The following is a 14,137-nucleotide window of genomic DNA, read 5'->3' as shown; positions in this document are numbered from 1 at the left end:
GGTAATTTCCTGTGTATCGGCAGTCATCAATTCACGGCTCGCGTCATTCAGCCGTTCGAGAGACCTCTGTGTGTGTTTGCGATCGCTGATATCGTTGAATAGAATAGCGACCTTCCGTTTCTCAGGTTCACCGATGCGGAACGCATAGACATCATACCATCGTTCGTCCAGATATTTTGCTTCGTTCGTGAATCGCTCTGGCTCACCCGTTAGCGCGATTCGACCATACGTTTCGAACCAATGTTCCTCATGATGCGGTTCCAATTCCCGCATCAATTTGCCTTTCGCATCGACAAGCCCCGTTTGTTCTTCGAACACGGGGTTCGTTTCCAAAAAGCGGTAGTCCACCGGGTCCTCGTCCTCATCGAAGAGCACTTCGATTATACAATAACCCTCGTCAATTGATTCGAACAGCGTGCGATAGCGTTCCTCGCTCTCACGGAGGGCTTGTTCGGCGTTGGCGCGTTCGACGGCCGCCCACGTGCGTTCGGCTGTTTCTTCGACCATCGCGATTTCAGTGTCTGTCCACTCGCGAGGCGTAGATTGACCGACAGAGAACACGGCTACCAGTTGACCGTCCTTGACGAGTGGTACAAAGACGCTCGAGCGAAAGTCAAGCGCATCGAAGTTGTCGCGATCTGTAGCTGTGAGACGAGTATCTGTTAGCATGTCCGTGATGACGAGAGGATCACCATCGGACACTAATTTATGCACCTTCGGGAACTCCTCGAGCGTATACCGGCCAGTGATGCTGGCTCCCCCGTCTCGCCTGTAATCGCGGTGGACCACACCCGAGCCAACCTCGGCGTCGTACTGGTAGTAGTACGACAGACTGGCCTCTAGCTGTTCACCCAGCAGACGGCTGGCTGTAGCCTGGATTTCGACGGGATTGACTATCGAGCGGAGTTCGTCGGTCAGTTCGACACGGAAGGCATCCAGTACTGCTTGTTTCTGCAATTCTTCTTGGGCCTGTTTGTGCTTGGTGACTTCGACCGCGATGTTGAAGATCCCCTCAATCGAGCCATCCGTACCCGAAATCGGGCTAAAACTGTAGTCGATCCAGGTATTCTCGTTCGCTTCTCCGTCGTTGAAGGCCAGCAATGGTTTTCGTTTCTCTTCGGCGCCCGTTCCGGACATGACTGGCTCAAGCAGTGGCCCAATCGTTTTCCAGCGCTCTGCAAACACCTCTTGGGCAGGTTGTCCCAATGCGTCCGGATGTTTCTCGCCGATGAGCTTCCGCCATGCGTCGTTGTATAGGAGAGTGAAGTTACTTCCCCAGTAGATACCGATTGCTTCACTCGCACCCAGCATGATTTCGACTCCGACTCGCAGCTCCTGGGGCCATTTGTCTATCGGGCCTATCGATGTCTCGGCCCAATCCTTCTCGTGAATACGCTTTCCCATCTCACTACCGGACAGGATGTCAGTCATTGATTCGTATGAAGGAATTCCAGGTTCGTCGGTTCGGTGGAAATTCACTTCGTGGTCATGCTGGCGATCATACTCAGGAGGGGGCCGCCACCACACTCGCCCACGAGCGCCGACTTTCTTCGTTTCGATGGCACCCTCCTCAACGAGCGCGTCCAGTTTGTTGTAGATGGTTCGAGCCGTGCAGTCGAATTCGTCGGCGACCTCTGTGGTGGTCAGCGGTATACCTGGCGAACTGAGGGTATCGAATACCTTGAGCACAGTTGCAGAAGAGGGGGCATGTGAACTCATACCACAGTCTAGCCGCGGATGCATAAAACGATTCTGTCAAGAGAAATTGTCCAACACCGATTCTGAGATCGTAGAGATGGGAGAAATAAAAGGGTTCAATACCAGGGATTGAAAGAGGCGATGAGCAGCTACAAATCGCGCGCTTGGACGGTTTTGCGATCGTTTTCTTCGGCTCGTCGAGCAGCGTCCTCGAGAACGGAGGCGACTTCCTCATCAAGTGCAGCGTAGAAGTCGCTGGCCACATTCTGTCCTTCAAGCTGTTCTTTCACTGCCGCTTTGACAATCAAATCAGCCATACAAGCGTTCAGATGGTATAATACTACAAAGGAGCAATGCGAAATAGTCGAGGAAGGACCGCTACGTCGGGCCACTGACGACGAAATCCCACAGTGGTACACGAGTCAGCGTTTCCTGTTGTAATTGCTAGGTGGGAGGCGAATACGTTTGAGATAGAGTAGTGGTCTGCGCGTCTACGACTTACTTTCGGAGCGCAAGCGGTGTCGTGATTCGGCGACTAGATCGACGGGAATATCCCCAAATCCACAGGTACACGTACACATATTTATAGAATTGTAATAGTTTAGATCTAAGGCTGGATATCGGTCCACAAACATATGGTTGGAATAGTAACATGAATATGAGAGCCTAAGGTTGGATGAGTAACAAGAATGGGAAAGATATGGTGAAGTACAGCTTTTGGCAGTTTAAAGCCGTGAAAGGCTGCATTTATGATTTCGATCCAGCCTTAGAATCCTATGGCTGGATTTTATGGCCGGAAACCAGCCCTACGCAACTCTATACGATTTTAAAGCCGTCAAATCGGTCTGCGTACCTCCAAATTTGTCCAAAGTAATAGGGGGGTACGAACAAATGGAACGAGGATCAACACTTATGGGAAAGTCAAGAGAGCAAGACTGTATTGAACAGCTGTATTTTCACTATTTGAGAGCAGCGTTTGGGCAGTAGCTCGCTGATGATTATCGCCCTCGATAACGGAGACTGTCGGTTACCTACTGGACGGATCGACAAGGGAGGTCTTGTTAAGCGGTAGATGGGGGAGACAACTAGCGGATGGATTCGGACAGGCGAGCAGTCATTCGTTGGAACGGGCGATCGCTATCTGGCGAAAGGTAACACTCTCAAATAAAGAAGTCGCTCAGAGCGTGATCTGCTTAGTTGGATTCAAAAAATGCCTGTGAGACAGGCACTAAGGAAGTTGAAATAGCAATGTTCGTACAGCGCCACTATCGGTCAACAAGATCGTTCAACAGCTCTCGACCCTCAACAATCGATATCCGGTCTTCAACACCAATGGCTACCAAGACATCTCGAATCGCTTGTTCCGCAATCGTATCGCTCACGAGTACCGCAACGTGAGTTTGATCTTCAGTAACGTATTGATAGGCTAATCCGGCGAGAATAGTATCCGTTTTCTCGATCTCGTCTTCGGAGACGTCATCTGCGGAGAGACTCAACATCCGCCTTCGCGTTTTGTCGACGACTTCCGGAACACGAGGAGTTGAGAAGTCAATCCGACCTGGCTCTAACCACCCTGCATCTTGGGCTGCTCGCAATCGATCGCGTTGATAGGCGTATGCATCGGGGCTCTCACCCAACTCTGCAGCGACCTGTTCGGGAACAGTGACCGTGAGGTTTCGCTGGCGAACGAATCGCTCGAACGCTTGATATTTCTCGTTCGATGGTCCACCCATTGCGAATAGAACGCTACTGTCGATGATTGCGGTGCTGTCGCTCGGGATCTCCGCCCCTACCATTATTCTGCCTGCTCCAGATAGGGATCGTAGTCGGCCGCCTCTTCGACGACATCCTGTAGCGCAGTGAAGACGGTCATCCCTTCGACGGGGTGAACACCGAGTTTGGATGCCCCAGTCCGTTGTGTGAGTTCGCCATGCATGACCCGGAGCGTATAGTGGAGCGCCGCGGCCAGTTTGGCAATTCCCTGTCGCTCGACAAAGACGCGAATATCCTCCGAATCGTGCTGGCGGCCTATTGCGTCAATGAGGGTTGGTGTTGCAGTCACATCTCCATGCTCGGTCTCGATCTGGAGGCAAATGGGTTCGACGGTGACCATTGCTGGTGTTTCGTCATCGTGGCGTGACAGCACACCCATCTCTTCGAGTTGCCCAATGTATTTGTAGGTCGTCGAATGAGCCATGTCGAGATCCGTTTTGATCGTCTCGATTGGGACTGGCCCGTTTTGGAGAATGTAAATGTAGAGGCGGGCTAGTTGGGGTGTGTTCAGGAGTTCAGCGTAGGTGAGGAGGTCGTTGAATGTCTCCTCGTGGTTAGGAGTCGTCGAGATTTGGTCGTCCGTCGACATCACAATACATGTTCTATGGATAGTGTATTAACTCTTGGCCTGGGACAGAATGGTATCCAAAACCGGACGTCGGAAAATGCTCGGTAGCGATGTCGGCCGAGTGCTGTTGTGCCCGGTCAAGAGGGGCCGTCGATGCTTCGGGGGTATCGTCGGTCGCAGCGTTCGCGCTTTTCGTGAGCGTCCGTTGGTCGCTGATCGCCGAAACCGTCACTTTTCGTGCCTTAGAAAAGCCTGAAGCGTGAATTAGTTCGGCAGTTCCTTTCGTCCCGTTTGCACGCATGGCCAGCACGGGAAGCCACCGAGGCCGTGACAGTCGCAGTCGTCTGACTCGGCATATTCGTCCTCCGACGAGAAGGCATCGAGCGTCCCGTCGTCGGTCGCGTTTTCGACGGCGGCCATGTGTTTGCAGACAGCGTTGCGGTGGACGTGGTGCGGACACGTACAGGCCATCAGTTCGTGGGTCACGTCGTCGATGGAGACGGTGTACTGATGATCTACAGGCTTGTCGTGGCTCTTATTGACCACGTCGATAAGTCCAGGCTTCGATGCAGATAGAGACATGCAAAGGAAGACGAGGTACCCTGAATGGATATTGAACATGGCGAGGGGCGGAGCGAAGCACCTTCCATGGGCAGTTCATAATGGTATCTGATCACACAAATGAGTCGCACACATGCTGACGCAGACTCTCCTTGAGTAACTGCCACATTCTATACTAGACTGACACAGTAAGAAAATAGTGAATGAATTCTCACTTGTACGTTACAGGGATGTCGCAGATCGATACACTGCACCTAGAACCACTCCGTAGGCGAGGTGCCAGACGAGACTGGGAAGCGCGAACGTTGGCACGGCTGGTGCAGCAGGTACGCCGACGGCTTGGAGCCACAGTGGTAAGAGGAATGATCCAGTCACAACCCATAATACCACCCCGTAGATGGCTCCAAGCCCGACCATTGATCGTTCACTATCGGCGTATTTACGAAGCGATGTCAAGGTGATGAGTGCGACGAAGACGAGACCGAGAACCGCACTGTTGAAGAGATGAATGGTCCATCCAGCGATGGCACCTTGCTGGCCATATAAGGCAGGAATCACGGTTGTGAGCGCGTCTGGGCTCAAGAAAAGAAGAAGAATCCCCATCGCGATACCACCTGCGAGTCCGGCGACAACCCCTCCTAACCAAGGCTCTAACCGCTGGGTTGTTCGTTCAGCAGCCTCACGAGTTGTTGGTGTTTTTGCCCCCATATGGTACCATATGACACGGTCCAGTAAGCAGTTGTCGCCTTCTTCAAAGATGGGAGAACAGTGATTAGTCCGGCAGTTTCTTTCGTCCCGTTCGCACACACGGCCAACAGGGGAAGTCACCGAGGCCATCGCAGTCGCAGTCTTCGGGTTTGGTCTCATTGTCGTCCTCCGAAGGGAATGCGTTGAGCGTCCTGTCGTCGGTTGCATTTTCGACAGCGGCCATGTGCTTGCAGAAGGCGGTGCGGTGGACGTGGTGCGGGCATGTGCAGGCCATCAGTTCCTCGGTCACGTCGTCGATGGAGACCACGTATTGGTGGGCTGCGGGGTTCTCATGACTCTCGTTGGTGACTTGTACTAGTCCGGGGCATCGACGTCGGGGCGACATGGTTGTCGGGATTCTCATTGCTGCTATCCTCCTCGTCGGCAGTGCGCTCAGTTGGCAAGCGTTCCAACAGCAGCAAGCCTTCGACCAGATGGGCTCGATGATGGGGACGTCTATGGGTGCCGTCCATGGGACGAATCCGCTCTGGTACGTCCTCGGGACACTACTCATCTCCGCTGTCGTTGGTGGACTCTATCTCACTGTCCGTGACGATCTCCCGGTAGCGGGGGCAAATGACCAATCTCTGAACGAGTTATCGCGTGCGGCCGACAGAGAGATCGATAGCTCACCGGAGGACGACGTTCAATCGGATGACACGATTAACCCGGAGGAGCAGCCTCGAGCCCGCGTCCTCGATCACTTGCCAGACGACGAACGCCGGATCCTCGAACCAGTCCTCTCTTCGCCCGGTATCACACAGATCGAACTGCGGGATCGTTCGGACTTCTCGAAGAGCAAAGTGAGCCAGACGGTCAGTGCCCTCGAGAAGCGCGGCCTACTGTACCGCGAACGCCAGGGGCCGGACGTATCGCATCTATCCGAGCGTCGACTTGCAGCAGAATCAGGCGCACTAGCGATTGGTACGGAATTGTGAGGCGAAAGCCCCGCCCTTTAGGGCGGGGATGAACCCGACAAACGATGGTACAATCCACCGACGATAGCCAGTCCGAGTTTGAAACCCCTCAATTTTATGCAAGCTTCACCCGTACCATGTGGTGATGGTCTTCCCTACCTACGGTGCGACGGTTTCACCGTCTACTGGTCTTCGACCAGCGACTGTGGTGGGTAACAAAACCAGAACCACTCTGCCACGTCCTCGTAATGGAGACGCGAATGGCAGTACCCAACAGGCTGAATACCCTGTCGTGGAGGGAAGCGGTATTCCCGTTGAAGCGTCCAGCGCGTCTGGATGGGAAGGCCCCGTTGACAGGGCTGTACCCGTTGCAATGCACGTCCTCGGTCATAATTGGACGACTATTCTGTGATTGCGGTGAGAATCGGAACACTTAGTGGATGAGCATTAGCCTAGATTAGGACCGTTTGTGGAGGGTCATCACTCATATTTGATTCCTCGTATAGCCACTGGTGAGAAAGTTCCCATTCTTTGGCTAGTCTCTCAAATGACGGTGAAGCTGAAAAGACGTTCTTCGAGCCCCGACTACAATATCTAATTAACAGTCTGTTAGAACAGTAAAGAGATGACAGCGAGAAGAATAAAGACGATGACGAGCAATTTACCCACTTCCATTGAGAGCCCAGCAACCCCTCTGGCTCCGAATATTCCCGCGATAATCGCGAGAACGAAAAACCCGATTGCGAGTCCCAAGATTGCCATGGCACCATTATACGATAGCTATGCATTTAATCTTAACGTCTAATTATGTGCTAACCACCGACCTTTTCGATGTTCTCCAACCTAAATACTACAAGCGTGCCGTCGTCAGTCGCAATCTCGACAGCGGCCATGTGTTTGCAGACAGCGTTGCGGTGGACGTGGTGCGGGCAGATGCAGGCCATCAGTTTGTGGGTCACATCGTCGGTGGGGACTGTGTACTGGTGGTCCGCGGGATTCTCGTGGTTCTCGTTAGTAACGTCGATGAGTCCGGGGGCATCATCAAGCGTGCTGCAAAACGGCCAGCCCCATTCCATTAAGTGGTTAGATACACCCAGTAGGAAGTGCTTGTCACCAGAGTCTTAGAATGAGACTTCTTGTTACTCAATTCAGGGAATAAATAACTAAACTACTTACTGTGATCTACTTGAATACAACTAATGTCCGACGAAACTTCCTCAGAGGTCGATACGAACAGTTTCCCACTCCAGCAATCGCGGCGCACGCTCGTTCGACTCCTCGGTTCAGCAATTGCTATGGGAGCGATTTCTGGGTCTGCTGTTGGTGGTGGTGACAACAACGATAGAAAATGTACGGTTGCTAATCGCGAAGACAAGAGAAATGATTCCTTCGATTTGAATGGTCTGTCACTCTCCGATGACGAATTCCATCTTGAGTGGATGCAGTTCACGCCAACTATCGATGGTGAAACAAAGGAGATGTTCGCCATTGAGGGATTTGCGGCAACCATCAAGAACGATGAAGTCACTAGGATGGATGTCGATTCCATTGAGGTACACGAAGACCTTGAGAAAATCATCATGGAATCAGTCAGTTATCTCGCAGACGGGGACATCCCCGATGAATTCAATACTGCTCCAACTGCGATTCATGAGTATCTCGATCACATCGATACTCGGCACTTCGAGCATCTTCAGACAGTTATGGAAAAGGAAGGTGGTACGGACATGCTCGAACACCGCCTCCAGAACAACGTACCAATGGATGCAGACACTGAGGGGTACACTGGGGGATTCGTACTAATCTTAGTTCTTTTCATCCTGCTGGTCATCATCGGCGCAGGCTTTGGTTTGGGCGGTGGTTCTTCAGGGAGTTGAAACTAGAAAAAGGTGAAGCGGTGGTTCGTTCGGCAGTTCCGTCCGTCCCGTTCGCACGCACGGCCAGCACGGGAAGCCACCGAGGCTGTCACAGTCGCAGTTGTCTGGTTCGGACTCGTTGTCATCCTCCGACTGGAAGGCCTCAAGCGTTCCGTCGTCGATCGCGGTTTCCACGGCGGCCATGTGCTTGCAGAATGCGTTGTGGTGGACGTGATGCGGGCAGGTGCACGCCATCCCCTTCTCACTGGTTGCGACCCGCAGTTCGGTGGGCTCAAGAACGACCCCAAAATCGCCATCAAAGCCTGCTTCGAGGAGCGATTTTGTCCCAGGATCGGCAGTCTCCTCGCCTATCGCAGCGTGGACGACGATCGACCCGTCGAGATCACCTGCCTTAATCTCATCACGGAGGGTGTACGCCGTGAGCATGGCTATGGCAACTCCTGTCTTCATATCCACGCTGCCACGGCCGTATAGCCGTCCCTCGTCAATGACGCCATCATATGGCGGGTATGTCCACTCGTCGGGATCGCCAGCAGGGACGACGTCGAGATGACCGTTTAAGACCAGTGTCGGATCGCTAGTTCCGACTCGAGCACCGACCTGTGGTCGAGTGGCATCTGGCTCGGTAACCAGCGTCGTGTTGATCTCGTAGTGTTCGAACCAATCGCGAACATATTCAGCACAGGAACGTTCGTTCCCGGGTGGATTTTCGGATTCGATGCCGACCAGTGTAGCCGCAAGTGATGGGAGTTCTGTCGGGTAGTGGTCCGATTCGTCTAGGTCCTCACTCATGATCGGGGCTCCGACTCTTAGTTTCCTTCACCGCTTCGCAGTCGTACTTAGCGTCTAGAATTCCGGATACCCCCTCGTGGTTCGGATACGCGTCTCTGACCGGATCAAGATCATATGTCGCGCCGCAAAGTGGACATTCGAGGGTTTCAATGTGGTTGACTGCCATGTGTGAACACCTCACAGTCAAATCGTATTATAGTACCCCCTGCCATCGTCGGGGACATGCAGGTCAGGTAAGTATTCAAAAAACAGATCCTCTGGTCGTCGCGGCTCGAAAAGCATGGCCCGAATATCAAGAACATGGTCTCTATTTCTGCCAAGCGAATCGGTCGTTCAAACCTGTTGACCATCTCGCTTTTTACACCGATGGCGAAATCAAAACCGCTGTCCCGACAGTAACGGACGCTATCGAGAGTATCGAACTTACCGAAGACGCAGTTCGGAATCACGCCGACCTCTCGCAATCACAGCGGGATCAACTGCTTGAGGCCGTCAAACAGTTTCGCAGAGAGGGTTCCGAACGGTATAGTGAGACACAGAAAGTGATCTTCCTCCAGGATGGTATCGATCTTGAACGTCCCATCAAGAATGACAAAACAGCAAGCGACTCAGAGAGGACTGTTGCCTTCGTACAGGGCCATCGGTACGTCTCGCTTTCGAAATTAAGGACGAATCCCGAGTATACGACTGCGTTAGAGGAGGCGGACTAAAACAGAGTAGACCACGGTGAAGTCGTCTTGGGAATAGCGCTCTTCAGTCGGTCAAGAGCCTCGCTATCGTATGCTTCATCGACAGGATTCATGTTCCACAAACCTGATTCGCGGATTTTCTTACTTCGGCTGTATCCTCCGTGCGGGCGATTCAAAGAGGGTAGAATGAATCTAGCGAGAAATAAATGAATGTATAAATTGCCTCCGCACCAGCCACCATCAAACTCGGCAGTCAAACCACACATCTCAGAGAATCTCTTTAAATACCATTTCTTACTCCCCTGATCTAGTGCGAAATACAGATAATACTCGTCAGGCGATTTTCTCTCCATCCGCATTGGCTCTCCAGTGGGATGGTTTGGCTTCTCCGAACCGATCGATTGGGGTGCGACCCGCGACAGATCGAACTATCTATGTATCAGTGAAAATATTTATAAGCGACGCTACGCCGTCTGTTGGATTCGAAGGAAGCGTGATTAGAATAGGCGCTGCAGGCGCTCGTTTACTTGATAAACAATGTTATATTATTAAGCGCCGACTGTGTCGAGCAGACAATAACAATTAAGACAGTTTCAATGGTCTATAGATAGAGCAATTAGCGGTCGAATAGGCCTGGTCCCAATCATCGAAGATATGCCAACAAGAAAAAGTAGAATACTAGTAGTCATTGTAATCTGTCTATTACTGTTTCCAGCTGTCGTGAGCACTGTAACGTATGAACCAGTAGTAGACATCTCCAGCGCCCAAGGAGTCCCGGACAGGATACCTGCTGAGGACATCACGTTCGTAACTGCACAAGGCAAGGAGTTCTCCTCAACACAGGCTCAGCTCGTCGCCTTTAGTACGAAAACTAAGGAACCGGTATGGGTCCACAAAAAATACGATCGATATCTCGACGTCGATCCACTCGATGAGAACCGACTCTTGGTCGTCGCACGAAGCGGTGACGAAGATCTCCCCATCTTCTCTAAGAAGGTGTCGTACTTTGCAGTCATAATAAATTGGCGGACTGGCGAGACGATTCGTCGATTTCCCGTCCCACCGGCGACTCACGACGTCGACTATATCCACGGAGAGGACTATGCGGTTGCAGACCTCAGGCACAGTCGCGCGTACGTGTACAATGCCTCGGAAAAGAAGATAGTCTGGGAATATCGATTCCGTAAACACTTCCCCAAAAGTGCAGGAGGGGAATGGGTGGATATACTCACCTCAATGACATCGATGTGGTCGATAACGGGTCCGCGTTTCTCCTGAGCCCGCGAAATTTTGACCGAGTGATGCTGGTTGACCGAGCGACGAAGAAGATCAGGTGGACGCTCGGTGAGGAAGACAACTACAGTATTCTCAACGAACAGCACAATCCAGTCATCCTTTCACAGGATCCACTCACACTCCTCGTTGCCGATAGCGAAAATGACCGCGTCATTGAATACCGCCGGACGAACGAAGGCTGGACACAGGACTGGGCCTACACTAACCTGAGCTGGCCTCGTGATGCCGATAGACTACCGAACGGAAACACGATGATCGTCGATAGTAACAACCAACGAGCACTCGTTGTAACACCTGGAGGGACGACTGTCTGGTCTGTCCACATTCCCTTTGAGCCATATGATATTGAGCGCCCGGTCTATGGCGACGAGCCAGCAGATCTAACAATGCGTGAGATTGGGAACCCAAGTGTGAATGCACAGGCAGAGAAACAGGATTTGAGTCTTTTTCGCGCCGTAGGGGGAATTAGTGATGTATATGACTCGGCGTACACCACGAGTCAATGGATCCTCCCTCCCGGTATCGGACAGCTAGAATTCGGTCTTATGCTGATGGCAGGAGTGCTTGCTGTAATCTGGGCAGCCATCGAAGCTTATGGTGCCATACTTCGATTCGTGTCGTCAGGAACTCTCTGAACGTGATCGTAACAACTGTGCATCACAAATCGTTCATCCATTGAACGAAATATGACTGACCGTATATTGTATATAAATACAGTATTTAGATATAGCATCACCTTGAAAAGGAGAGTGATAACAGATCACCACTCTTGAGATAGTGTTCGTCACGAAGCGAGATAACGATCGAATTCGGGCGATTCGATGGAAAGACTGAAATTGTCTCGATCCACTCCTCAGATTCGAGAATCGATGCTATTTCTCGCAACAAAGCACGATTTGGTGTCCGCTTTCGATTCCCGTTGACCACACTCAAACTTATCCATTGACTGGAGCCGAGGATGTCCGAGCACCCGGCAAACATACCGAGACTCGTCGTGGCCAATGCCGATGTGAGAAACTGTCGTCGTGATCTGTTGGTCATAAAATAGGATAATTAACTGGCTGTCTCAGCAGTCGTCTTGTGAATCGTCTTCAGTGGACGAGTCGTCCGAAGCGGAGTCTTCGGTCGTTTCATCCGACGTGGACTCTTCCGAGTCGGATTCTGTCGTGGTATCCTCCTCTTCTGTAGCGGTTGTATCATCTGGTTCTGGAATGGTTCGCGTTGCATTCTCATCTGCAACAATTTCGCTACATGATGGCTCAGTCGTAGTCTCACCAATCGCATACAGCGATGCACCGCTAGCGATCGGGTCGTTTATGCCAATAAACACACGCTCCTCACCAACAGACGGGTCTGTGGGGGTGAAATAATCACCACTTGCAAACGCATAACTCCACTTTTCAGCGCCTGTTTCCGAGTCAAGCGCGTAAACGATTATTTTTGGCTGGTAAGGTGGGTTGTCAACAGTTTCGGGACATGCATAATAACGAGCGGAGACATACACACAATTACTAGCTACAGATGGTGCAGCTTCTAATTGTGCTGGAGTTTCAAACCGCCACGCAAATGCTCCAGTTTCTCGATCAAATGCATAGACTGTTCCTATTCCCATCTCTACATCATTAATAGATGTGGAATTGTATGATGAGTCGTATGCTCCCCGTGTGAAACAGTAAAGGTGTGAGCCATCAACAGCAGGAGCACTAATCATCGGACTGTCTCCTCCACCTTGTATTGGAACTTCGCTACGCCAGCAAACACCTCCATCATTAGCTGAGAGCGCCCATGCAAATCGAGTGTTCGAATCCCGATCTTCGAAACCGGTCAGGAACAGCGTCTCAGAAGTGACCGCAGTATAGAATCCATACGCAGGAGACTCAGTACGCCACAATTCGGCACCTGTTGCAATACTTCGTGCGATAATCCAGTCGTTGTATTCGTTGTTGGGATTTTCTAACCGTGAGTATACTACGTTATCGGCGACACCGATCACGATTTCATCCGTATCTGTTGTCCAGAGTGTTTCACCGGTGGTCGCATCCAAGGTATGGGTTCCTACGAAGACGCGATTCGAAGCGACTTCGAGACGACCCTGGTCGAGAATGTCTTCCCGCCACCAGCTGAGATCACCTGAGTTTGCGTCAAGAGCGTAGACACCACCAGATATCCAATTGTGTTCTGGACTTGGTTTGGCTGTAAAATAGAGTGTTCCATTATCATAAACGGGTGCGTGCCTTGCCCACCCAATTGGATCCTGCTCTTCTGAATCAGGATCTCGGTTTGCTCGTGACCACTTCAACTCGCCCGTTTCGATATCATAAGCTACTATTTCCCCGATCCATGGTCGATCGTCGATGAGTACGCCGGTGTAAACAGTTCCATTTGCAATTGTTGGACTGTCGGAGTACCACGAACTTGCTCGTTGCGTCCACTCTTTGATCCCATACGGACCGGTGGGGCCAATTGTGGATGCTCTTCCTGTTCTTCCTGCATCTCCGCGAGCTCCGTTCCACGAGACGGTGTCCTTACTCGTCTGCTCTGATGCCATTGCAGATGTCATGTACTTTGATCCAAAGCCGAGTGCAGCCGCTCCCCCAATCGTCTGTAATAACACACGTCGGTTCATTTTAGACGGGGTTGTAATTACTGATTCGTGTAATAAGCTTTCTGCTGGGGAATATGGTGTATTTGGGTGTCACCAGGAACACAGGGGTTGTTGGAGAATCCCTGGAAATCCGTTGACGCTGATCTCCTCCAATATTCTCGACCACTGTATCCGAATACTATCAATTATTTACTTCGAAACGAATTTAAAAAGATCAAACGAAGGAATATACAGATCCAATAGATTTCTGTCTCACAAGCTCTATGAGGTCACTCTTTGAGAGTGGCTCAATATCGACATGCCGCCCATCAACCGTGTAGAAGATACTTGCCGTCACGTCTCGCTCTGGGAACCACTCTGAGAGCACGTGATAGTAGACGCTCAGCTGCTTGCGATATTCTGTTTCAACAATCCGACTAAGGTCCGTTTTGAAGTCGATGATCTCCACCGTCGCAGGACGGATATGAACGAGGTCGATGATTCCATAGATGGTAACTCGTCCGCCATCAACCGTCAATGGCAGATACGCATCCTCTTCAACACGTAGTTCACCGTCTAATGAGTCGATAAAGCGCTTGATGTGACGCTCATCGTCGTTCGCTGGTTCGACAGCG

At 51.5% G+C, this 14,137-nt stretch carries 15 protein-coding genes and 2 pseudogenes; 4 read left to right on the top strand and 13 right to left on the bottom strand.

Annotated elements, in window-relative coordinates:
* The 7 genes from BG842_RS25585 to BG842_RS30425 all read right to left on the bottom strand — a co-directional run.
* Positions 1–1,719: PAS domain S-box protein (locus BG842_RS25585; RefSeq protein ID WP_139136270.1), on the bottom strand; the 1,719-nt coding region annotated here is incomplete at its 3' end.
* A 128-nt stretch (positions 1,720–1,847) separates the two neighbouring features.
* Positions 1,848–2,015 (bottom strand): DUF1931 domain-containing protein, encoded by a 168-nt coding sequence (locus BG842_RS25580; RefSeq protein ID WP_069452994.1) that lies wholly within the window; start codon positions 2,013–2,015, stop codon positions 1,848–1,850.
* A gap of 948 nt (positions 2,016–2,963) precedes the next feature.
* A complete protein-coding gene (locus BG842_RS25575; protein WP_069452993.1) occupies positions 2,964–3,494 on the bottom strand; it encodes a hypothetical protein in 531 nt (176 codons plus the stop codon).
* Complete coding sequence (locus BG842_RS25570) at positions 3,494–4,060, bottom strand: transcriptional regulator TrmB (protein ID WP_069452992.1); 567 nt, start codon at positions 4,058–4,060, stop codon at positions 3,494–3,496. The genes BG842_RS25575 and BG842_RS25570 overlap by 1 nt, the downstream gene beginning before the upstream one ends.
* Positions 4,061–4,303: 243 nt before the next feature.
* Positions 4,304–4,585 carry a hypothetical protein gene (locus BG842_RS25565; RefSeq protein WP_069452991.1) on the bottom strand — a complete coding sequence of 94 codons (282 nt, stop codon included), beginning with the start codon at positions 4,583–4,585 and terminating at the stop codon, positions 4,304–4,306.
* Between the two features lie 237 nt (positions 4,586–4,822).
* Positions 4,823–5,308, bottom strand: coding sequence for a hypothetical protein (locus tag BG842_RS25560; RefSeq protein WP_069452990.1), 486 nt, complete (start codon positions 5,306–5,308; stop codon positions 4,823–4,825).
* A 64-nt stretch (positions 5,309–5,372) separates the two neighbouring features.
* Positions 5,373–5,615: a hypothetical protein gene (locus BG842_RS30425; protein WP_069452989.1), complete on the bottom strand. Its 243-nt coding sequence runs from the start codon at positions 5,613–5,615 to the stop codon at positions 5,373–5,375.
* A gap of 76 nt (positions 5,616–5,691) precedes the next feature.
* Here BG842_RS30425 and BG842_RS25550 point away from each other — a divergent pair.
* Positions 5,692–6,265: pseudogene (locus BG842_RS25550) on the top strand (helix-turn-helix transcriptional regulator).
* 608 nt (positions 6,266–6,873) lie between these two features.
* Here the strand turns inward: BG842_RS25550 and BG842_RS25545 are convergent.
* Positions 6,874–7,026: a DUF1328 domain-containing protein gene (locus tag BG842_RS25545; RefSeq protein ID WP_069452988.1), complete on the bottom strand. Its 153-nt coding sequence runs from the start codon at positions 7,024–7,026 to the stop codon at positions 6,874–6,876.
* 50 nt (positions 7,027–7,076) lie between these two features.
* Positions 7,077–7,340, bottom strand: coding sequence for a hypothetical protein (locus BG842_RS28450; protein WP_254663485.1), 264 nt, complete (start codon positions 7,338–7,340; stop codon positions 7,077–7,079).
* A gap of 123 nt (positions 7,341–7,463) precedes the next feature.
* Between BG842_RS28450 and BG842_RS30750 the strand changes: the two genes are divergently transcribed.
* On the top strand, positions 7,464–8,141 hold the full coding sequence (locus BG842_RS30750) for a YjcZ family sporulation protein (protein WP_083252748.1): 678 nt from the start codon (positions 7,464–7,466) through the stop codon (positions 8,139–8,141).
* A gap of 231 nt (positions 8,142–8,372) precedes the next feature.
* Here the strand turns inward: BG842_RS30750 and BG842_RS28445 are convergent.
* Both BG842_RS28445 and BG842_RS30420 read right to left on the bottom strand, forming a co-directional pair.
* Positions 8,373–8,933 (bottom strand): annotated as a pseudogene (locus BG842_RS28445) (M20 family metallopeptidase); the annotation flags it as partial.
* Positions 8,926–9,099 (bottom strand): hypothetical protein, encoded by a 174-nt coding sequence (locus BG842_RS30420; protein WP_175424296.1) that lies wholly within the window; start codon positions 9,097–9,099, stop codon positions 8,926–8,928. The pseudogene BG842_RS28445 and the gene BG842_RS30420, both read right to left, overlap by 8 nt.
* Before the next feature lie 1,243 nt (positions 9,100–10,342).
* Between BG842_RS30420 and BG842_RS32325 the strand changes: the two genes are divergently transcribed.
* Together BG842_RS32325 and BG842_RS32320 are read left to right on the top strand one after the other, a co-directional pair.
* Positions 10,343–10,900 (top strand): hypothetical protein, encoded by a 558-nt coding sequence (locus BG842_RS32325; RefSeq protein ID WP_254663484.1) that lies wholly within the window; start codon positions 10,343–10,345, stop codon positions 10,898–10,900.
* Positions 10,901–10,923: 23 nt separating this feature from the next.
* Entirely contained in the window at positions 10,924–11,553 is a 630-nt protein-coding gene (locus BG842_RS32320) for a hypothetical protein (protein ID WP_254663483.1), read from the top strand.
* A 431-nt stretch (positions 11,554–11,984) separates the two neighbouring features.
* Here the strand turns inward: BG842_RS32320 and BG842_RS28440 are convergent, their stop codons facing one another.
* Together BG842_RS28440 and BG842_RS25515 are read right to left on the bottom strand one after the other, a co-directional pair.
* Complete coding sequence (locus tag BG842_RS28440) at positions 11,985–13,532, bottom strand: PQQ-binding-like beta-propeller repeat protein (protein ID WP_217493377.1); 1,548 nt, start codon at positions 13,530–13,532, stop codon at positions 11,985–11,987.
* Positions 13,533–13,737: 205 nt separating this feature from the next.
* Positions 13,738–14,137: PD-(D/E)XK nuclease family protein (locus tag BG842_RS25515; RefSeq protein ID WP_175424294.1), on the bottom strand; the 400-nt coding region annotated here is incomplete at its 5' end.

This window comes from Haladaptatus sp. W1 (genome assembly GCF_001723155.1).
Lineage (GTDB): Archaea > Halobacteriota > Halobacteria > Halobacteriales > Haladaptataceae > Haladaptatus > Haladaptatus paucihalophilus.
Note: the sequence above shows the minus strand (reverse complement) of the source record. Positions and strands in the feature narration are given on the sequence as shown.